Source organism: Mycobacterium tilburgii, assembly GCF_902168065.1.
Classification (GTDB): domain Bacteria; phylum Actinomycetota; class Actinomycetes; order Mycobacteriales; family Mycobacteriaceae; genus Mycobacterium; species Mycobacterium tilburgii.
Map to the genome: position 1 here is coordinate 39,833 of NZ_LR655696.1, position 18,853 is coordinate 58,685.

Annotated in this window: 10 protein-coding genes and 12 pseudogenes; 18 read left to right on the forward strand and 4 right to left on the reverse strand. The window is 65.0% G+C overall.

From position 1 onward, the window contains the following. Positions 1-842 precede the first annotated feature (842 nt). A pseudogene (locus FQ389_RS22100) lies at positions 843-1,194 on the reverse strand (SAM-dependent methyltransferase); the annotation flags it as partial. Positions 1,195-1,276: 82 nt separating this feature from the next. Between FQ389_RS22100 and FQ389_RS19075 the strand changes: the two are divergent. The 4 genes and pseudogenes from FQ389_RS19075 to FQ389_RS19080 form a co-directional block, all read left to right on the forward strand. Further along, positions 1,277-1,393: pseudogene (locus FQ389_RS19075) on the forward strand (TetR/AcrR family transcriptional regulator); the annotation flags it as partial. A gap of 106 nt (positions 1,394-1,499) precedes the next feature. Further along, a complete protein-coding gene (locus FQ389_RS05075; RefSeq protein ID WP_144206243.1) occupies positions 1,500-2,087 on the forward strand; it encodes a 2-hydroxyacid dehydrogenase in 588 nt (195 codons plus the stop codon). 52 nt (positions 2,088-2,139) lie between these two features. Next, a pseudogene (locus FQ389_RS05080) lies at positions 2,140-4,010 on the forward strand (acyl-CoA dehydrogenase); the annotation flags it as partial. 381 nt (positions 4,011-4,391) lie between these two features. Continuing rightward, a pseudogene (locus FQ389_RS19080) lies at positions 4,392-4,556 on the forward strand (ATPase); the annotation flags it as partial. A 6-nt stretch (positions 4,557-4,562) separates the two neighbouring features. Here the strand turns inward: FQ389_RS19080 and fadD2 are convergent. Continuing rightward, positions 4,563-6,242, reverse strand: coding sequence for a long-chain-fatty-acid--CoA ligase FadD2 (gene fadD2 / locus FQ389_RS05090; RefSeq protein WP_144206244.1), 1,680 nt, complete (start codon positions 6,240-6,242; stop codon positions 4,563-4,565). A gap of 57 nt (positions 6,243-6,299) precedes the next feature. On the opposite strand from fadD2, the pseudogene ligD reads away from it, so the two are divergent. From ligD to FQ389_RS19090, 10 genes and pseudogenes are all read left to right on the forward strand, one after another. Then, positions 6,300-7,224: pseudogene (ligD, locus tag FQ389_RS05095) on the forward strand (non-homologous end-joining DNA ligase LigD). Between the two features lie 89 nt (positions 7,225-7,313). Continuing rightward, positions 7,314-8,312 (forward strand): ABC transporter substrate-binding protein, encoded by a 999-nt coding sequence (locus tag FQ389_RS05100; protein WP_144206245.1) that lies wholly within the window; start codon positions 7,314-7,316, stop codon positions 8,310-8,312. Between the two features lie 99 nt (positions 8,313-8,411). Further along, complete coding sequence (locus tag FQ389_RS05105) at positions 8,412-9,074, forward strand: 5-oxoprolinase subunit B family protein (protein WP_144206246.1); 663 nt, start codon at positions 8,412-8,414, stop codon at positions 9,072-9,074. A 10-nt stretch (positions 9,075-9,084) separates the two neighbouring features. Beyond that, the gene (locus FQ389_RS05110; protein ID WP_144206247.1) at positions 9,085-9,993 is read left to right on the forward strand and encodes a 5-oxoprolinase/urea amidolyase family protein; all 909 of its coding nucleotides are present in this window, start codon (positions 9,085-9,087) and stop codon (positions 9,991-9,993) included. 35 nt (positions 9,994-10,028) lie between these two features. Continuing rightward, positions 10,029-10,549 (forward strand): annotated as a pseudogene (locus FQ389_RS05115) (GNAT family N-acetyltransferase). A 131-nt stretch (positions 10,550-10,680) separates the two neighbouring features. Next, a pseudogene (locus FQ389_RS05120) lies at positions 10,681-11,241 on the forward strand (MFS transporter); the annotation flags it as partial. 400 nt (positions 11,242-11,641) lie between these two features. Further along, entirely contained in the window at positions 11,642-12,028 is a 387-nt protein-coding gene (locus tag FQ389_RS19085; RefSeq protein WP_260860504.1) for a hypothetical protein, read from the forward strand. A gap of 342 nt (positions 12,029-12,370) precedes the next feature. After that, positions 12,371-13,510, forward strand: a pseudogene (locus tag FQ389_RS05130) (uroporphyrinogen-III synthase). Next, positions 13,507-14,102 (forward strand): annotated as a pseudogene (locus tag FQ389_RS05135) (sirohydrochlorin chelatase). The pseudogenes FQ389_RS05130 and FQ389_RS05135 overlap by 4 nt, the downstream one beginning before the upstream one ends. A 24-nt stretch (positions 14,103-14,126) precedes the next feature. Next, positions 14,127-14,231, forward strand: a pseudogene (locus tag FQ389_RS19090) (hypothetical protein); the annotation flags it as partial. 1 nt (position 14,232) lies between these two features. On the opposite strand, the pseudogene FQ389_RS05140 reads toward FQ389_RS19090, so the two are convergent. Further along, positions 14,233-14,517: pseudogene (locus FQ389_RS05140) on the reverse strand (FAD-dependent oxidoreductase); the annotation flags it as partial. Between FQ389_RS05140 and FQ389_RS22105 the strand changes: the two are divergent. The 4 genes and pseudogenes from FQ389_RS22105 to FQ389_RS05155 form a co-directional block, all read left to right on the forward strand. After that, positions 14,469-14,685, forward strand: a pseudogene (locus FQ389_RS22105) (hypothetical protein); the annotation flags it as partial. The pseudogenes FQ389_RS05140 and FQ389_RS22105 overlap by 49 nt on opposite strands. A gap of 90 nt (positions 14,686-14,775) precedes the next feature. Beyond that, positions 14,776-15,609, forward strand: coding sequence for a hypothetical protein (locus FQ389_RS05145; protein WP_144206248.1), 834 nt, complete (start codon positions 14,776-14,778; stop codon positions 15,607-15,609). Positions 15,610-15,653: 44 nt separating this feature from the next. Then, positions 15,654-17,582, forward strand: coding sequence for a fumarate reductase/succinate dehydrogenase flavoprotein subunit (locus FQ389_RS05150; protein WP_144206249.1), 1,929 nt, complete (start codon positions 15,654-15,656; stop codon positions 17,580-17,582). Then, the gene (locus FQ389_RS05155) at positions 17,582-18,328 is read left to right on the forward strand and encodes a succinate dehydrogenase/fumarate reductase iron-sulfur subunit (protein WP_144206250.1); all 747 of its coding nucleotides are present in this window, start codon (positions 17,582-17,584) and stop codon (positions 18,326-18,328) included. The genes FQ389_RS05150 and FQ389_RS05155 overlap by 1 nt, the downstream gene beginning before the upstream one ends. A 30-nt stretch (positions 18,329-18,358) precedes the next feature. Here the strand turns inward: FQ389_RS05155 and FQ389_RS05160 are convergent, their stop codons facing one another. Next, complete coding sequence (locus FQ389_RS05160; protein ID WP_144206251.1) at positions 18,359-18,850, reverse strand: flavin reductase family protein; 492 nt, start codon at positions 18,848-18,850, stop codon at positions 18,359-18,361. Positions 18,851-18,853: the final 3 nt, after the last annotated feature.

Here is an 18,853-nt window from a genome sequence, read left to right on the forward strand (position 1 = left end):
TTAGCATTGCGTAAGCTAACTTTCGAGGTTCCCGAGCCCTGGACAGAGCCGGTCCGGGCTCCCTAGGGGCGCCCCTGAACTGGACTTTTGCAACATCATCGGTTGACCGCTCCCGTTATGACATTGACCGCATCGCCTCGTCGGCCCGAGCCTAGTGAGAATGATTTTCATCAGCAAACTCGACGCTGTCGACGCCACGCGGGCCGCGTCGGCTCCGACCGCCAACCCCCCTGGGCCGTTCGTCGCCAGCTGCGGCAAGGTGTGCGCACCTGGCGAAGTCCCCTTGCGTCACTCCGGTGAAACCGGGACCCCCGCCCCAGGCCTTGACGTTACGACGGGGCGAGCACCATTCCCATAGGTCGGGGCGCATTCGATGCCATCCGCCGCCGTCCCGCGACGAGCTGACCATCCACATCGGCGCGGTCACTGCGGCGACTCCTCACCGATCGAGACGGGCGCGGCGACCGCCTCCGCGAAAGGCGGCGCCGCGAGCAGGTAGTTAGTAGTCGGCCACCCGGCTCGAAAAGTTCCCCACCCGGGCCAGCGGCCTGGGTGGGGTGTCGAGGTGGAGAGCGGTCAAGCCCGGAAGGCGCTGACCAACGTGTTGGGCAATCATCGGCCCCGCCATCGGCCCCGCCTCGGTTCCCGGTCCGGAAACCGGTCGCCCGACCTGTCGTAAGTAATCGGCCAGCGGGGTACCCACCGCGTTCCACCCGTGCCGGCCGAACCACTCGGCGGCCGGGGCGTGCTGCTCATTGTAGACCAGCTGGAAAACAACCGCTTTTCGCCCCGCGCGACGGCGGCACGTTACCTCTTCCAGGGCGGCTCGAATGCGTCGTCCGGCAACGATGCGCCGTCTTCGACGGCGACATGGCTACCGGGAGCGGCCAAACTGTCGATGCCGGTGAAGAGCTGCTCCTGAGCCGCGGCCGGCAAATAGATGAGCAGACCTTCGGCAATCCACACGGATGGCTTGGCGGGATCAAACCCGTTGTCCCGCAGCGCTTGCGGCCAGTCGTCACGCAGGTCGACCGCGATCTCCTGGCGCTCGGCGCAGGGTTGGTCGCCGTGCGCGGTGAGCACCCCGCGCTTGAAGTCGAGAACTTGCGGACGGTCCAGCTCGAAGATCGTCGTCCCCGCGGGCCAGTCCAGGCGGTAGGCACGCGAGTCCGCCGCCAGCACCGCCATCATCCGGTCGAAGCATCGTCGCATGGCCGCGTCCCAGGGCAACCGCGTCTCGTCGCGAAACCGTTGCGACAGTAAAGCCGGTGGTGACCTGACCTCCCGCTACTTCTACGAAAGCTTCAGCGAAAGGGACGGATTTGCCGGCGCCGTGTTCGACTCGGTGGTCGCCGAACTGGCCGCCACGACGCAGGCCGCGGTGGCGTCAGTCGGTCATCAGGTCGAACCAGGCGCCACAGATCAGCAGCACGCCGGAGGTGAACGCCGCGAGCAGCAGTACCCGGCGCCGCAGATAGCCGAAAACCGCTGTCGCCGCCATGAATCCGACCAGCAGCTGGCCACTCGACCCCGACCTGGGCGAGACCGTTCGCGACATCGGCGGCTGCACTGTCGGCCTGGTCGGCTACGGCAACATCGCCAAGCGGGTCGAGGACATCGTGACGGCGATGGGAGCGACCGTCGTGCACAACCAGCACCTGCCGACGACGGGCGGCCCGGATGGTTACCGCTGCGCGAATTGCTGGCCGTCAGCGGCATCGTCATCGCTGCACCTGCCGTTGACGGACAAGACGCATCATCTGCTCGACCGGGATCTGATCGACGTGATGAAACCCGGCGCGGTGCTGATCAACACCTCCCGGGGCCCGATCATCAACGAGGAGGCGCTCGTTGCCGCGCTGCGGGACGGGCCGCTGGCCGCGGCCGGTCTCGACGTGTTCGAGGACGAGCCGGTAGCGCTCGACAACCCACTGTTCGAACTGGACAACGCCGTACTCACACCCCGCGTCACCTGGTACACGGTCGACACGATGCGGCGCTATTTGATCGAAGCGGTCGACAATTGCCGCCGCCTGCGGGACGGCGAACCGCTGGCGAACCTGGTGGCCCAACCGACTAGTTATTAAATTGGGGGTGCTTGGCCGAAACTAGCCCCGGGAGCAAGGGAAGGGGCGACCAATGCCGATCGCAATCAACCCCGAGCATCAAGATCTGGCCGACTCGGTGCGGTCTCTGGTGGCGCGCGTCCGCGCCGTCGGAGGTGCTCCACGCGACTCTAGAAGCGGCAACGACACCGGAAACACCCATCGAGAACCCGCCGCCGTACTGGCAGGCAGTGGCCGATCAAGGCCTGCAGGGGTGTGTGCACCTTCCTGAATCGGTCGGCGGGCAGGGCTTCGGTCTGCTCAAACTGGCCATCGTGCTGGCCGAGTTCGGCTATGGTGCCGTACCCGGGCCGTTCGTCCCGTCGGCGATCGCCAGTGCGCTGATTGCCACGCACGACCCCAGCGCCAAGGTGCTCGCCGAGCTGGCATCGGGCGCGGCCATCAGCGCCTACGCGCTGGACTCCGGTTTGACCGCCACCCGCAAGGGTGACCTGCTGGTAATCCGCGGCGAGGTCCGTGCCGTGCCCGCCGCCGCACAGGCGTCGGTGTTGGTGCTCCCGGTAGCGATCGACAGCGGTGACGAATGGGTGGTGCTCAACGCCGACCAGCTCGAGATCGAGCCGGTGCGCAGCAATGATCCGCTGCGGCCCATCGCGCACGTGCGGGCTGAGGCGGTCGAGGTCGGCGACGACGTACTGCTAAGCAGGCTGACCACGACCACAGCGTGCGCCCTGATGTCGACGCTGCTCTCGGCCGAGGCGATCGGAGTGGCGCGCTGGGCGACCGACACGGCCCGCGGAGTACGCCAAGATCCGCGAGCAGTTTGGCCGGCCGATCGGTCAATTCCAGGCCATCAAGAACAAGTGTGCTGAGATGATCGCCGACACCGAACGCACCACGGCGGTGTGAGAACGCGGCGCGGTCACTCGACGAGACCAGCCAGAACAACTGGGACGTCGTCGCCTCCGATGTGGAATTCGCGGCGCGGTTGCCGCGAGGCTCGCCCGCGGCTGCCGCGCAGCGGTGTACACAAGATTGCATCCAGGTGCACGGCGGCATCGGCTTCACCTGGGAACACGACACCAATGTGTACTACCGGCGCGCGCTGATGCTGTGCGCCTGCTTCGGCCACCGTTCGGACTACCCCCAGAAGGTGGTCAACACCGCGACGACCATCGGCATGCGCGCGGTGAACATCGACCTCGACCCGGAGACCGAAAAACTGTGGGAGGAAATCCGCCAGGAAGTCGCCGCGCTCAAGGCCATGGAGCGTGGGCCGCGCACGGTGGCCCTTGCCGAGGGCGGCTGGGTACTGCCCTATGTACCCAAGCCGTGGGGCCGGGCGTCGAGCCCCGTCGAGCAGATCATCATCGCGCAGGAATTCACCAGCGGCCGGGTCAAGCGGCCCCAGGTCGGCATCGCCGCGTGGATCATCCCGTCGATCGTTGCGTTCGGCACCGAGGAACAGAAGCAGCGGTTCCTACCGCCGACCTTCCGTGGCGAGATGATCTGGTGTCAGCTGTTTTCCGAACCGGGCGCCGGATCGGATCTGGCCGGACTGACCACGAAGGCGACCGCGCCGACGGCGGCTGGCGGATCACCGGCCAGAAGATCTGGACCACCGCCGCGCAATACTCACAGTGGAGCGCGCTGCTGGCCAGAACCGACCCCAACGCCCCGAAGCACAACGGCATCACGTACTTCCTACTGGATATGTGCAGTGAAGGTGTGACGGTCAAGCCGTTGCGGGAGCTCACCGGCAACGCGATGTTCAACACCGTCTACATCGACGACGTGTTCGTGCCCGATGAGTGTGTGCTCGGCGAGGTCAACCGGGGCTGGGAGGTCAGCAGCAACACATTGATCGCCGAACGGGTTTCGATCGGCAGCAGTGACGCGAATTTCCTGGCCACCCTCCACCAGCTCGTCGAATTCGTTCGAGACGGCCATCGCCTTTACTGCGATAATAACTCCGTATATCAACTACGCAAAAACTGCTCAAATTAGCAATTAAGGACCCGCACACCTACTGAGACCATTAACTGTCTGTCGTGATATCCAAGCAGTTCAAGTCAGAATTACTGATGTACTGGGGTAAGAATTCTCGGATTTCAGTGCATAATGAAAATATAAATTCAGCACCATACGACTCAGCCGTACGACCCTTGGTTACTTTAATCTGATGTGCGCCTCTATGTCGTTAGTTATAGCCTAACAACTCCAGTGCATAGTGCCCAACCAGATACACTGCAGCTAATCTAGTATTATTGCACGGCTGGGCCCCGCGCCAGCGTACGAGAGCGCGGTGACAACCGGCCCGCCACGGCCGCCACCCACCGTGCCCTCGACATCTGGCAACGCGAGGCCCCGACCGACTGGGCGTGGCCCGCGTCACCGGCCAGGAGGTGCTAACCGCACTGATCGACCAGCTGCTGGCCGATCCCAAACTCTCGGATCAGATCCACCCGGGCCACTCAAGAGCGGCGCTAGCGCCCGCTAGTCGATCTGCATTTCGCGCAGCTCGCGCTTGAGGATCTTTCCGGTCGGGTTACGCGGCAGCTCGTCGAGGAAGATCACGTCCCGCGGCACCTTGTACCGGGCCAAGTGGTCGCGCACGTAGTGCCTGATGGTGTCCTCGTCCAGGTCGGCGTCGCTCTTCTTGACCACGAACGCGCGCAGCCGGTGACCCCACTCCGTGTCCTCCACACCGATCGCGGTCGCCTCCACGACGTCGGGGTGGCCGCTGATCAGGTCTTCGACCTCGGCCGGAAAGACGTTCTCGCCCCCGGACACGATCATCTCGTCGTCACGCCCACTGATGTAGAGCAGACCGTGCTCGTCGAAATAACCGACGTCACCCGACGACATCAGGCCGTCGATGATCTGCTTGTGGCCACCGCCGGTGTAGCCCTCGAACGGGAACGTGTTGCCGACGAAGATGCGGCCCACCTCGCCCTGCGGCAACTCATTGCCGTTGTCGTCGAGGATCTTGACCTTCACGCCCTTGACGACCGGCCCGACCGTCGCCGCATTCTTCTGCAGATCCTCGGGCCGGGCGATGGTGGCGAACGCGATCTCCGTTGAGCCATACATGTTGTAGATGACCGGGCCGATGTCCTTCAGCGCGCGGGTGGCCAGCTCCGCGCCCAGCTGAGACCCGGACACAAAAATGATCTTCAGGCTGGACAGGTCGGGCTTGGAGTCCATCTTCTCGATCGTGTCGAGGATACGAGACAGCATCACCGGCACCACGACCATCGCCGTCAACTTGTGCTTCTCAATGTCCTCGAGCACCAGCGGCGGCTTGAACTTGCGCCGCAGCACCAGCGTGGAACCGAGGAACATCGCGATAGTGGCATGCAGATAACCCAGCGCGTGGAACATCGGCGCCGGCAGCGACGTGATCTCGTTGGCCTTGAACGGAACATGCGACAGGATGCCGCCGACGGGCGCCAACGTGGGCGGGGTACTGCGATTGGCGCCCTTCGGGGTGCCGGTGGTGCCGCTGGTCAGGATGATGATCGACGCATGCTTGCTGGCCTTGGGAGCGAGCTCCTTGCTGCTGCGCTTGATCAGGTCGGCCAGCGTCTCGTCGGTGCTGCCCGACGGCTCGTCGCTGTCCGGGTTCATCCCGAGCGCCCGCAATTTGCCGAGCTCTGGCTCGGCTTTGCTGACCGCCTTGGTGTACTCGTCGTCGTAGATGATCACCTTGGCGCCTTCGCGCTCGGAGACCTCTTTGATCTGCGGGATGGAGAATTCGCTGTTGAGCAGGATGATTCGGGCGCCGACCCGGGCGGCGCCGTAGTTCGCAACCAGGAACCAGCGGTGGTTGCGCGCCAGGATCGCCACGCCGTCACCGCCCTTGACGCCCATATCAAGTAGGCCGTTCGCTACCGCGTGCGCCGCCTCGTCGAGCTCACGGTAGCTGAACTCCCCCTCTTCGTCGATGCACGCCGCGCGGTCCGGGTGGCGCCGGGCGTTGAGCGAAGGCAGCATGCCGAACTCGCCCCATTTGACGATGTCGGAGGCCAGCGCGGCGTAATTTTGCGGCGGCTCCAGCCGGAACGCTCCTGCTTCGAAAATCTTTCGCGCGTAGTGCAACTCTACCGAGCCGCGTTCCACATACTGCAGGAGCTTGGCAACGGCTTGCCCGGGAAGGCTAGAAAGGTTAAGCATAACCTCACCCTATGTAACGTGGATCGCAACGACGCCAGAAAATTTCCCAGAATTACGATGAAGCCCATGACCGGTCCGGTGTCACTGGAGGTTGCCGGGCACGAGGTCACGATCATCCACCCGGAAAAGGTGGTGTTCGAAGCTCATGGTCAGATCGGGCCGTACACGAAGCTGGACCTGGTGCACTACTACCTTGCGGTCGCCGAGGGGGCGCTGCGAGGGGTTGGGGGACGGTCGATGATCCTGAAACGCTTCGTCAAGGGCATCTCGGTCGAGGCGGTGTTTCAGAAGCGGGCGCCGGTCCGGCTCCTGAGGCTTTCACATCTACGCCCGCACTGTCCCGCGCTGGGAGTTCCGCCAGGTCCAGCTGGCCGCCCAAACGGTGGCGCGCGAGGTCGAGCAGCGGGCGCCCCGACGTGGCAACCAGCCGCTGGTGGAAGGAAGAACGTAGGACGTCTTCGTCGACTCCAATCAGAACGCCAAAGACCGTACGGTCGCATCGGCCTACTCTCGGTGCGGGACACTCCGGATGCTCGGGTCTCCACGCCACTGCACTGGGACGAGGTTGCCGACTGCCGGCCGGAGGCATTCACGATCGCCACCGTGCCCGACCGGTTCGCCGACATCGGCGACCCCTGGGCGGGGATGGACGACGCGGCCGGGCAAGCTGGACCGGTTGCTGATGCTCGCCGAGGAGCTGGGCCCCCGGAGAAGGAGCCGCGGAGCTCGGGGAAACAAACCGACGGCAGGCGGCAGTCGTCGAAGCCGTTGATCGAGATCACCCGGACCAAGACCAAAAACGAGGCGATGGCGGCGCTGGACACCTGGCGCGCACCATCCCGCCGCGGCTGAGCGGTTGCAGCCGGTCGACGGTATGCTCGGCCCGAGCTCGATCTGGTATCGGACTCGGATCAACCTGGAGCACATTCCGGCCGGCGAACGCCCGGCCCAGGAGGGGCTGATCGCCGACTACAGCCCGTGAGCGAAATACCGGCACCGCCAGGAGCCGGGATGAGCGGTGCAACCGCACGGCACTGCAGGTCAGGGTCGCCGACGCGATACTGTCACGCGATGCGACAGGGATGGAATCGGCGGGGGTTTCTGCAGCTCGCCGCTACCACCGCAGCAGCCGGGCTGGCGGGTCCCCTATCGGGATGCTCGTCGCCCAAACAGGCGTCGAACTCCCCGGGTCCCGGAGGCGTGACGATCACCCATCTGTTCGGGCAGACCGTCATCAAGACACCGCCCAAGCGGGTCGTCAGCGCCGGCTACACCGAGCAGGACGACTTGCTCGCTGTCGGCGTCGCGCCGATCGCGGTGACCAACTGGTTCGGTGACCAACCGTTCGGCGTGTGGCCTTGGGCCCAACCCAAACTCGCCGGGGCGCAACCGGTGGTGTTGAACCTGGACAACGGAATTCCCGTCAACCAGATCGCCGGGCTGAAGCCCGACCTGATCGTGGCGATCAACGCCGGGGTGGACGCCGACACCTACCAGAAGCTGTCCGCGATCGCTCCCACGATCGCCCAATCCGGCGGCGACGCCTTCTTCCAGCCGTGGAAAGACCAGGCGACCACAATCGGCACCGCGGTGTTCCAGGCCGAGCAGATGAAAACCCTCATCGACGCCGTCGACACGCAGTTCACCGCCGTCGCGCAGAACCACCCCCAGTGGCAAACGAAGAAGGCACTTTTGTTGCAGGGCAGCCTGTTTCAGGGCTCGGTGGTGGCGACCGCGGCCGGCTGGCGGACGGACTTCTTGAACCAGATGGGCCTGGTCATCGCCGACAGCATCAAGCCCTTCATCACGGGTCACCGCGTGGTCATCCCGCGCGGTGAGATCAAGGCGGTGCTCGATGCCGCCGACGTGCTCATCTGGACGACCGAGAACCACGATCAGCAGAAGGCGCTGCTCGCCGACCCCGAGATAGCGCGGACGCAGGCAACCGCGCAGAACCGGCACGTCTTCACCACCAAGGACCAGGCCGGCGCGATCGCGTTCGCCTCAGTGCTGAGCTACCCCGTCGTCGCCGATCAGCTGCCGCCCCAGATCGCAAAGATCCTCGGCTAGGTCGTGCACTTTGAGCATTCGGTAAGGCCGCTCTGGCAGTGCTCGAAAATGACGTGCCGACCCCTTTCGCTTGCCCGATGCCGAAGTTACCGTCGAGTAATGAGCGTGACCGACCTCCCCATCGAATCGCCGGCCGAGCTAGACGTACATGTCGTTCTCGATTACGGCAACCAGGCGCTGCTGATCCAATGTGGCAGCACCGCCGAGGTGTTGGCATGGGCGGACGCGCTGCGCGCCGCGGCGCTGCCCGGGGTGCTCGACATCGTCCCGGCCGCTCGCACGGTGCTGGTCAAACTCGACGGCCCCCGGTATCAGGGCGTCATCCGGCAGCGGCTGCGCAAGCTCCGTGTCGCCCCGGAAACGCCGGCTCCGGCTGTGCGCTCGGCCGACATCGTGATCGACGTCGTGTACGATGGTCCGGACCTCGCCGAGGTCGCCGACCTCACCCGGCTGACCACCGCACAGGTGATCAACGCCCACACCTCGACGTTGTGGCGGGTTGGATTCACCGGTTTCGCACCGGGTTTCGCCTATCTGGTCGACGGTGACCTGCGGTTGCGCGTGCCGCGCCGCTCGGAGCCGCGCACCTCGGTGCCCGCCGGCTCGGTCGCATTGGCCGACGAGTTCAGCGCGATCTATCCCCGCCAATCCACGGGCGGCTGGCGACTCATCGGTCACACCGAAGCCGTCCTGTGGGATCTGACGCGACCCAACTCCGCCTTACTGACGCGCGGCATGTGGGTCCAATTCCGGGCCGCGTAGAGGAGGACAGATGACCACCCTGGAGATTCTGCGCACCGGACCGCTCGCCGTCGTCCAGGATCTGGGCCGGGTGGGACAGGCCGACCTCGGCGTCGGCCGGTCCGGCGCTGCCGACCGCCGCGCGCACAAGCTGGCCAACCGGCTGGTCGCCAACCCCGACGACCGCGCCACCGTCGAAGTGACGTTCGGCGGTTTCGCTGCCCGCGTGCGTGGCGGCGACCTCGACATCGCGGTGACCGGCGCCGACACTGACCCCTCGGTGAACGGAATCAAGTTCGGCACCAACAGTATTCACCACGTCCGAGACGGTGACGTGATTTCGATGGGCACCCCGCGGGCGGGTTTGCGGACCTACCTGGCGGTGCGCGGCGGCATCTGCGTGGAACCGGTGCTGGGTTCACGAAGCTACGACATGATGGCCGCGATCGGTCCCGCGCCACTGTCCGTCGGGGACGAACTGCCGGTCGGCGCGCACACCGACCAATACCCCGAGCTCGATCAGGCACCGGTGGCGGCCATCACCGGTGACACCGTCGAACTGCTGGTGGTTCCCGGACCGCGGGAGGACTGGTTCGTCGATCCCGACGTGCTGGTGCACACCGACTGGGTGGCCTCCGACCGCAGCGACCGGGTCGGGATGCGGCTGATCGGCCGCCCGCTGCAATACCGGGTACCGGACCGGCAGCTGCCCAGCGAAGGCACCTCCCGAGGCGCAATCCAGGTGCCGCCCAACGGGTTACCGGTGATCCTGGGACCCGATCATCCGATCACAGGCGGTTACCCCGTCGTAGGCGTGGTGATCGACGAGGACGTCGACAAGGTCGCCCAGGTGCGGGCGGGTCAACGGGTGCGGCTGCATTGGTCGCGCCCGCGCAGCCCGTTCGGGGCGCATGCCCGCGTGGGCGCGGCACTCTCCTGATGCGTGTGCGGCGATTAAGACGGTAGACATGGCGTGTGCACACCCAGGTCCAAATCACCCGCCTGGTCCATACCACCGATCTCGGCGACGACACTCGGGAACACATCCACCGGATGATCACCGAGGCTTTCGCAGGTGACTTTGGCGACCAGGACTGGGAGCACACCCTGAGCGGCATGCACGCCCTGATCTGGGATCACGGCGCAATTATCGCGCACGCCGCGGTGGTGCAGCGCCGGCTGTTCTACCAGGGCACCGCGCTGCGCTGCGGCTACGTCGAAGGCGTCGCGGTACGCGAAGACCATCGCGGGCACGGACTGGTACACGCCCTGCTGGACGGGGTCGAGCAGGTGACACTCGGCGCCTACGATCTGGGGGCTCTGGGTTCGCCCGACCGTGCCCGCGATCTCTTCGCGGGGCGCGGTTGGTTGCCGTGGCGCGGCCCGACCTCGGTGCTGACCCCGACGACGGAATGCTGTTCGTCCTTCCGATCCAGAGGGATCTGTACACCTCCGCCGAGCTGATGTGCGATTGGCGCGCCGGCGACGTCTGTTAGGCCGCGCGCGGGCCAAATCCCTTTGCTGTCATCGTGATTCATCACACCGCCGTCGGGTGCGCGATTAGGTATTCGCAGCTGTGCTGTGGCGTATGTTACACCATTTGCCACCCTCACATAGCTAACCCTAGATCGCGTTCCTGGGGCCACTGCTCGGGTCGCTGTCGCGGGTTTACGGTGGTAAGCTGGCCGACCGCATCGGCGGCGGCCGGGTCACGCTGGCCGTCTTCTTCTCCATGATCCTCGCCGCCGGAATCCTGATCGTTGCAAGCACTTTCGGCGGCCACGGCGCACACCGGATCCCATTGGCGATCATGGTCGGGTACGTGATCGGATTTGTCGCCCTGTTCATCGTGTCCGGCATCGGCAACGGCTCGGTGTACAAGATGATCCCGTCTACCTTCGAGGCACGCAGCCACTTGCTGCAGATCGACGAGGCGGAACGCCGGCAGTGGTCGCGGTCCATGTCCGGTGCGCTGATCGGCATAGCCGGCGCGATCGGGGCCCTGGGGCGGGGTGGGTGTCAACCTGGCGCTGATTTATACAGCGTCACCGCGACCTCGGCGTTCTGGGCGTTCATGTTCTGGTACGTCGCGTCCGCGGCACTGACGTGGGCGGTCTATATCCGCCGCCCGGTCGAGGTCATCGCGCCGACCGAGACCGAGGCACCCGCGGTCCTGGCTCACGTATAGGTCCGCATAGGTCGAAGCCGGATATCAACTCGATGGAAACCCCCCGAAATGTATTGCACATCACTTTGATTTCTACCGCCGACGGCATTCACCAATGGGTTCGTCGCTGCGACGCCTTCGCTGTCGACAGCGCCGGTCCTGAGCTGCGAGTTTCCGGGTGCGAATTCCCCTCAGGTTTTTGCCAGATAACTAGGATTCAACTTAGAGGGGAAATGCTGCGAAATGAGTTAACGGAGTTCGGTTCCGAATGTGAGCATCGGAACAGCGCGCGGCATGTCTTTCAACTCGGGACCGCCGCAAGGGCATTCAGAGTAAGACTCACCGCAGCTCTTCCCGTGATGGGTGGAGCTGTTCGACACCCAGACGATTCGACCGCTCGTCCACGAAAGGTACCGATTGCATGGGCCGCAACCACCGGATCACGGACTGGAACCCGGAAGATGCCGCCGCCTGGGAAGCCGGCAACAACAAGATCGCGCGCCGGAATCTGTTTTGCACCATCGCCGGCGATCACGTCGCGTTCTCGATCTGGACGCTGTGGTCTGTGATGGACTGCGGCAGCCAAGTCACCCTCGGTGTGCTTGGCGGCATGATTCTGGCAGCCGGCCTGTTGGTAGTCCTGAGCATGGTCGACGACCGACACGGGGGCGCCACGTCGATTGCCCTGGTCAGCTCCGTCGTCGGCTTTCTTGCGCTATTCGTCTTGTCCTGTACGGGCAACGGCTCGGTGTTCAAACCTGATTCCGTCCGTCTTCGAGGCGCACAGCCGCTCGCTGGACGTCAGTGAGGCCGAGCGCCGGCACTGGTCACGGGCGAAGTCGGGATCGCTGATCGGGATCTGCTCGGCGGTCGGGGTACTCGGCGGGTCGTCATCAACCTGGCGCTGCACGAGTCCTACCTGCACAGCGGCACCGAAACGTCGGCCTACTGCCTGTTTCTGGTGTCCTACCTCGTGGCCGCGACCCTGAACGTGGACGGTGTATGTGCGCCGCCCCGCGGGGGCGCCGAGCACGCCGGATCCAGCCGTCGACACCGAACCGGCGCGAGTGTAATGACAACCGCAACGCGAGCAATGCGTCAGCAATCGCCGGGTAACACCTGCGAAACCTCGTGGGCATACACAGGTCGTATGGACCGGCCCGACTCGGCGCCGCTTACCGGTTACCGGGTAGCGGTCACGTCGGCGCGCCGTTCCGAAGAGCTGTGCGCGTTGTTGAGCGGCAGGGCGCCGAGGTGTCCAGCGCGGCCGCGATCAACATGATCGCGTTGCCCAAAGATGAAGAGCTGCTAAGCACCACCGAGGCCGTGATCGCGGATCCGCCCTATATTCTGTTGGCCCACACCGGGATCGGGTTTCGCGGCTGGTGGCCGCGGCCGAGGGCTGGGGCCTGTCCAATCAACTGCTCGCGTCGTTCGCCGATGCACGCGTGCTGGCGCGCGGCCCAAGGGCGACAGTCGCCCTGCGCGCGGTCGGTCTGCACGAGGAGTGGTCACCGAAATCCGAATCCCAAGAGCTCCTCAGGTATATTCTCGAATCCGGGGTGTCCGGCAAGCGGATTGCGGTCCAGCTGCACGGCGCCGCCGATGCCTGGGACCCGTTCCCGGAATTCATCGGCGGGTTGCGCGCCGCAGGTGCCGAGGTGGTCCCCATCCGGGTGTACCGGTGGAAGTCCACCCCGATGGGCGGTAACTTCGACCAACTGGTGACCTGGATCGCCCGCCGGCAGTTCGATGCCGTCAGCTTCACCTCGGCGCCCGCTGCCGCGGCGGTGCTGGAACGCAGTCGTGACTTGAACATCGAGGCGCAGGTGATCGACGCGCTGCGCACCGACGTGCACGCGATGTGCGTTGGCCCGGTGACGGCGCAGCCGTTGCACCGTAAGGGAATTCCGGCCTCCGTGCCCGAACGAATGCGGCTGGGTGCGTTGGCCCGGCACATAGCCCAGAAGCTTCCGCTGTAGGTATCAGCACGGTCCGGGCCGCCGGTCACGTGGTGGAGATCCACGGAAACTGCGTCCTGGTCGACGGTACGGTGCAATCACTGTCAGGATCGGAAATTGCGGTATTGCGCGCACTAGCCCTGCGGCTCGGCGACGTTGTCGCCCGCGGCGACCTGTTGCGGGTGCTACCCGGCAACAGCAATGAACCGCACGCGGTCGACACCGCGGTGTTGCGTTTGCGAACGGCGTTGGGCGACAAGAACATTGTAGCGACCTTCGTCAAGCGTGGCTACCGGCTGGCAATCGATGAGCAAGCGTGTGTGTCGTGAGCCCGATTCTCGCCGCGCATGGCACCCGCCGCCCCGGCGGCGTCGCGATGATCGGTGATCTGGCGGCGCAGGTGAGCGGCCTGCTGAACCGGACGGTGCGGGCGGCCTTTGGCGACGTCCTGGGACCCACGCCCAGCGAGGTGCTGTCCGTCGCCGGCGAGCATCGAGCGATCATGGTGCCGGCGCTCCTCTCCCAAGTGCGCACCGATGTGCCCAATCACGTGGTGGCCAGCGGCCATCCGGATGTCGTCGTTACGGCGGCATTGGGGCCGGGCGGTGAGATCGCGCGTATCGTCGTCGATCAACTTGCGCAATCAGGTTGGCGTCCAGGCGACTCGGTGATACTCGGCGCCGAGGGAACGTTGGACCCGATCGCCCGCACCGACCTGCATACCATCGCCAGGCCGATGGGCTGCTCCAGGAGCCACTCCAGGATGCCTGTGCCGACATGGTCAGCCGTCCGCTGGGGACGCATCCGCGGCTGTCCCGGCTGATAGCGAACCGGTTTCGGCGCTCGGTGCCGTCGGCCGCCAGGCACCCGATCCGCCACTACCGGCTGGGCGCGCCGACACGGGTAGTGCTTGATCTTTGATCGCGCACGAGTGATCCTGGCAACATGCCCCGTCGCGAAGAGCCATCGCGTGGGCTCCTGGATCCGGTAGCGAAGTTGTTGCGGTTGCCGTTCGGCACACAGGAATTCATCGATCACATCATCATCGGCGGCCCATCGCGTCGCCGAAGCTCGCGACGTCGACGCCGAGCAGCTTGAGCTTGGTGGACAGATCCACTTCGGGGAACTCCGCGGCACCACCGAGTAGCCGGTCCACGACGACCTCGGCCGAGGTGTACCCCGGCCCGACCAGGCCGTAGAGCCGGCCCTCGATAGCCGCCACCTCGCCGATGGCGTAGATATCGGGATCGCTTGTCCGACAGGACAGGTCGGTGAGAACGCCGCCACGCTCGCCGAGGGCCAAGCCCGCGGCCGCGTCCAACTCGTCGCGCGGCCGTCGAATTACTCAACTCCGACGTTTCGGAATTGGACCTGGCCTGCGCCACGGTGCAGCAATCCGGTGCAGTTAATCCGCGGAAAAGATCACCATTCCGATACCCTAGTACGATAGCGATTTTTGCGCGATGTCGACGATGAGGGCGTCGGCGACCACCACAGATCCTGACAGTCAAGCCCCCCGAAAATTTGGGGTGCTTCTCTGTGTACCCTTCGACCAACAGCTTCGTTAAACAGCCCGTTCGAAGAGGAACACTTGATGAGCGCACCTACGGCGAACCGTCCTGTGTCCGGAGTTTTTTCCCCGAGGCGCGCCAGGATCCAGCAACGCACACTGCGCACCGATCGCTGGTGGATGTCGCCGCTGCGGATCGACCTGGGCTTAGCCGCATTCCTCATCTACGCGACGGCGCGGGCGTTCCAGCAGAACTACTTCTTCGTCCCGCAATACCACTACCTGACGCCGTTCTATTCGCCCTGTGTCAGCAAGGCGTGCGGCGAAGCAAGCAACTTCTGGCCCCAGCTCTTTCCGGACGTGTGGTGGCTGCCCTATGCTGCCCTGTCACTACCGTTTCTGCTGCTATTCCGGCTGACCTGCTACTACTACCGCGGCGCCTACTACCGCACGGTCTGGCAGTCACCCAGCGCCTGCACCGTCGCCGAGCCCCGGGTGCACTACACCGGCGAGACTAGGTTCCCGCTAATCATCCAGAACACGCACCGGTACTTCTTCTACATCGCCGGCATCATCTCGATCACCAACACCTACGACGTGATAGTCGCCTTCCACTCCGACGCGCCGGACTCGCCGGGCGGATTCGGGTGCGGGCTGGGCAACCTGATCCTGCTCGGCAACGTCATTATGCTGTGGATCTACACCCTGTCCTGCCATTCGTGCCGGCACGTGACCGGCGGCCGGCTCAAGCATTTTTCCAAGCACCCTGTGCGGTATTGGATTTGGACTCAGGTCAGCGCTATCAACACCCGGCACAAGCTGTTCGCCTGGATCACGCTAGGCACCCTGATGGTCACCGATTTCTACGTCGCGCTGGTGGCCAGCGGCGCTATTCACGACCCGAGGTTTGTTGGCTGAATCGCCATTTCACAGAAAACCCGAATTTAGCTAGCGAGGGATTTATGGCTGAGGTCGAGCGGCACTCCTACGACGTCGTCGTGATCGGTGCCGGCGGCGCTGGTTTGCGCGCGGTCATCGAAGCGCGCGAACGCAGCCTGCGAGTCGCCGTGGTGACCAAGTCACTGTTCGGTAAGGCCCACACGGTGATGGCCGAGGGCGGCTGCGCCGCGTCGATGGGCAACACCAACCCCAAGGACAACTGGCAAACCCACTTCGGCGACACCATGCGCGGGGGCAAGTTCCTCAACAGCTGGCGGATGGCCGAACTGCACGCCAAAGAGGCACCGGACCGGGTCTGGGAGCTGGAGACCTACGGCGCGCTCTTTGATCGCCTCAAAGACGGCAAGATCAGCCAGCGCAACTTCGGTGGGCACACTTACCCGCGACTTGCCCACGTCGGTGACCGCACCGGCCTGGAGCTGATCCGCACCATGCAGCAGAAGATCGTCTCGCTGCAGCAGGAGGACTTCGCGGAGCTCGGCGACTACGAGGCGCGCATCAAGGTGTTCGCCGAGTGCGCCATCACCGAGCTGATCAAGGACGGTGACGCGATCGCCGGGGCCTTCGGCTACTGGCGGGAAAGCGGGCGGTTCGTCGTGTTCGAGGCGCCGGCGGTGGTGCTGGCCACGGGCGGCATCGGCAAATCCTTTAAGGTGACCTCTAACTCCTGGGAGTACACTGGCGACGGCCATGCCCTGGCGCTGCGCGCCGGCGCGACGCTGATCAACATGGAGTTCATCCAGTTCCACCCGACGGGCATGGTGTGGCCGCCGAGTGTGAAAGGCATCCTGGTCACCGAGGGTGTGCGCGGCGACGGCGGAGTGCTGAAGAACTCCGACAGCAAGCGCTTCATGTTCGACTACATCCCGCCGGTGTTCAAGGGTCAGTACGCCGAATCCGAGCAAGAGGCCGACCAGTGGCTCAAGGACAACGACTCAGCCCGCCGCACCCCGGACCTGCTGCCCCGCGATGAAGTCGCGCGCGCGATCAACTCAGAGGTCAAGTCGGGCCGCGGCACACCGCACGGTGGTGTCTACCTCGACATCGCCTCCCGGTTGACGCCCGACGAGATCAAGCGGCGGCTGCCGTCGATGTACCACCAGTTCATGGAGCTGGCCGGTGTCGACATCACCAAGGAGCCCATGGAGGTCGGGCCGACCTGCCACTACGTGATGGGCGGTGTCGAGGTCGACCCTGATACCGGCGCGGCCAAAGTCGCCGGCCTGTTCGCCGCGGGCGAGTGTTCCGGCGGCATGCACGGCTCCAACCGGCTCGGCGGCAACTCGCTGTCGGACCTGCTGGTCTTCGGGCGGCGCGCCGGACTCGGCGCCGCCGACTACGCCCGCAGCCTGGCCAGCCGGCCGTCGGTCAGCGAAGCTGCCATCGAGGCCGCGGCGCGACGGGCACTGGCCCCGTTCGAGGGACCGGCCGACGGCGCCACCCCCGAGAACCCGTACACGCTGCAGCTGGACCTGCAGCAATCGATGAACGACCTGGTCGGCATCATACGCAAGCCGGAGGAAATCACCGAGGCGCTGGACCGGTTGGCCAAACTCCGCGAGCGGTTTAAGAACATCAAGGTCGAGGGCAACCGGCAGTACAACCCGGGCTGGAACCTGGCCATCGATCTGCGCAACATGCTGCTGGTGAGCGAATGCATCGCGAAGGCGGCGCTGGAACGCACCGAGAGCCGCGGCGGACACACCCGCGAAGACCACCCCGGAATGGACTCGCAGTGGCGCAAGGTCCTGCTGGTGTGCCGGGCCACCAACGGCGACGACGTCATCCCGGAGATCACCATCACCCGCGAAGATCAGGTGCCCATGCGCCCGGACCTCATGGAGCTGTTCGAACTCTCGGAGCTCCAGAAATACTTCACCGAAGAAGAGCTGGCCGGTCACCCAGGACGCACCACGAGGACGGAGAGCTAATGAGCTACAACGCAACGATGCGGGTGTGGCGCGGCGACGACACCGACGGCGCGCTGGAGAACTTCACCGTCGAGGTCAACGAGGGCGAGGTGGTGCTCGACATCATCCATCGCCTGCAGCAGACGCAGACACCCGACCTTGCGGTACGGTGGAACTGCAAGGCGGGCAAGTGCGGATCCTGCTCGGCCGAGATCAACGGCACGCCGCGGCTGATGTGTATGACCCGGATATCGTCCTTCGCCGAGGACGAGGTCGTGACGGTCACGCCGCTACGGACCTTCCCGGTGATTCGCGACCTGGTCACCGACGTCTCGTTCAACTACGAGAAGGCCAGGGAGATCCCGTCTTTCGCGCCCCCCAAGGAGCTGCAACCCGGCGAGTATCGGATGGCCCAGGCCGACGTGCAGCGCTCGCAGGAGTTCCGCAAGTGCATCGAGTGCTTCCTGTGCCAGAACGTCTGCCACGTGGTGCGTGACCACGAGGAGAACAAGAAGTCGTTCGCCGGGCCGCGATTCCTGATGCGCATCGCCGAACTCGAGATGCACCCGTTGGACACCCGGGACCGTTGCAATGAGGCGCAGGGACGGCATGGTCTGGGCTTCTGCAACATCACCAAATGCTGCACCGAGGTGTGCCCCGAACACATCAAGATCACCGACAACGCGCTGATCCCGATGAAAGAGCGTGTGGCCGACCGCAAGTACGACCCGATCGTCTGGGTGGGCAACAAGCTGTTCCGCCGCTAGCCGACGGCGAAACTCGGACGCCGACGGGCGTCAGTGTGATGTGAGGCGCCGAAACCCGCTGCGGTGAAACACGATCGGCGCGACCTCGGTATCGACGGTCACCTCGTTCACCTGTAATACCACGATCGTGTGATCCCCCGCGGGGATCAGTTGTTCGATCGCGCTCTCCAGCCACAGGCCGGTGCCCTTGATGAAGACCGCCCCGGAACCGGTGGACACCGTCTCCAAGCCGGCGAACCGATCACCGGTCTTGGCGGCCAGGGTGCGCGCGGCCTCGTCGTGCTCCTCGCCCAGCACACTGATGCCCAGCATCGGCAGGTCCTTTAGCTTGGGCCAGGTGGTCGAAGTGTTCTGCACGCAGAACGACACTAGCGGCGGTTCCAACGACACGGGAACGAAGGTGCTGGCCGCCAATCCGATGCGGATACCCGAAACTTCCGCGGCGATCGCCACCACGCCGGACGGGAAGTGGCCGAAGGCTTCACGAAGTGTCGAAGCGGTCAGCTTGTTCAATGCGTTCACTGG

Excerpts from the sequence above, each read along its gene's own strand:
- FQ389_RS05075 (WP_144206243.1), top strand. The coding sequence starts at position 1,500 with ATGAATCCGACCAGCAGCTGGCCACTCGACCCCGACCTGGGCGAGACC.
- fadD2 (WP_144206244.1), bottom strand. The coding sequence starts at position 6,242 with ATGCTTAACCTTTCTAGCCTTCCCGGGCAAGCCGTTGCCAAGCTCCTG.
- FQ389_RS05100 (WP_144206245.1), top strand. The coding sequence starts at position 7,314 with ATGCGACAGGGATGGAATCGGCGGGGGTTTCTGCAGCTCGCCGCTACC.
- FQ389_RS05105 (WP_144206246.1), top strand. The coding sequence starts at position 8,412 with ATGAGCGTGACCGACCTCCCCATCGAATCGCCGGCCGAGCTAGACGTA.
- FQ389_RS05110 (WP_144206247.1), top strand. The coding sequence starts at position 9,085 with ATGACCACCCTGGAGATTCTGCGCACCGGACCGCTCGCCGTCGTCCAG.
- FQ389_RS19085 (WP_260860504.1), top strand. The coding sequence starts at position 11,642 with ATGGGCCGCAACCACCGGATCACGGACTGGAACCCGGAAGATGCCGCC.
- FQ389_RS05145 (WP_144206248.1), top strand. The coding sequence starts at position 14,776 with ATGAGCGCACCTACGGCGAACCGTCCTGTGTCCGGAGTTTTTTCCCCG.
- FQ389_RS05150 (WP_144206249.1), top strand. The coding sequence starts at position 15,654 with ATGGCTGAGGTCGAGCGGCACTCCTACGACGTCGTCGTGATCGGTGCC.
- FQ389_RS05155 (WP_144206250.1), top strand. The coding sequence starts at position 17,582 with ATGAGCTACAACGCAACGATGCGGGTGTGGCGCGGCGACGACACCGAC.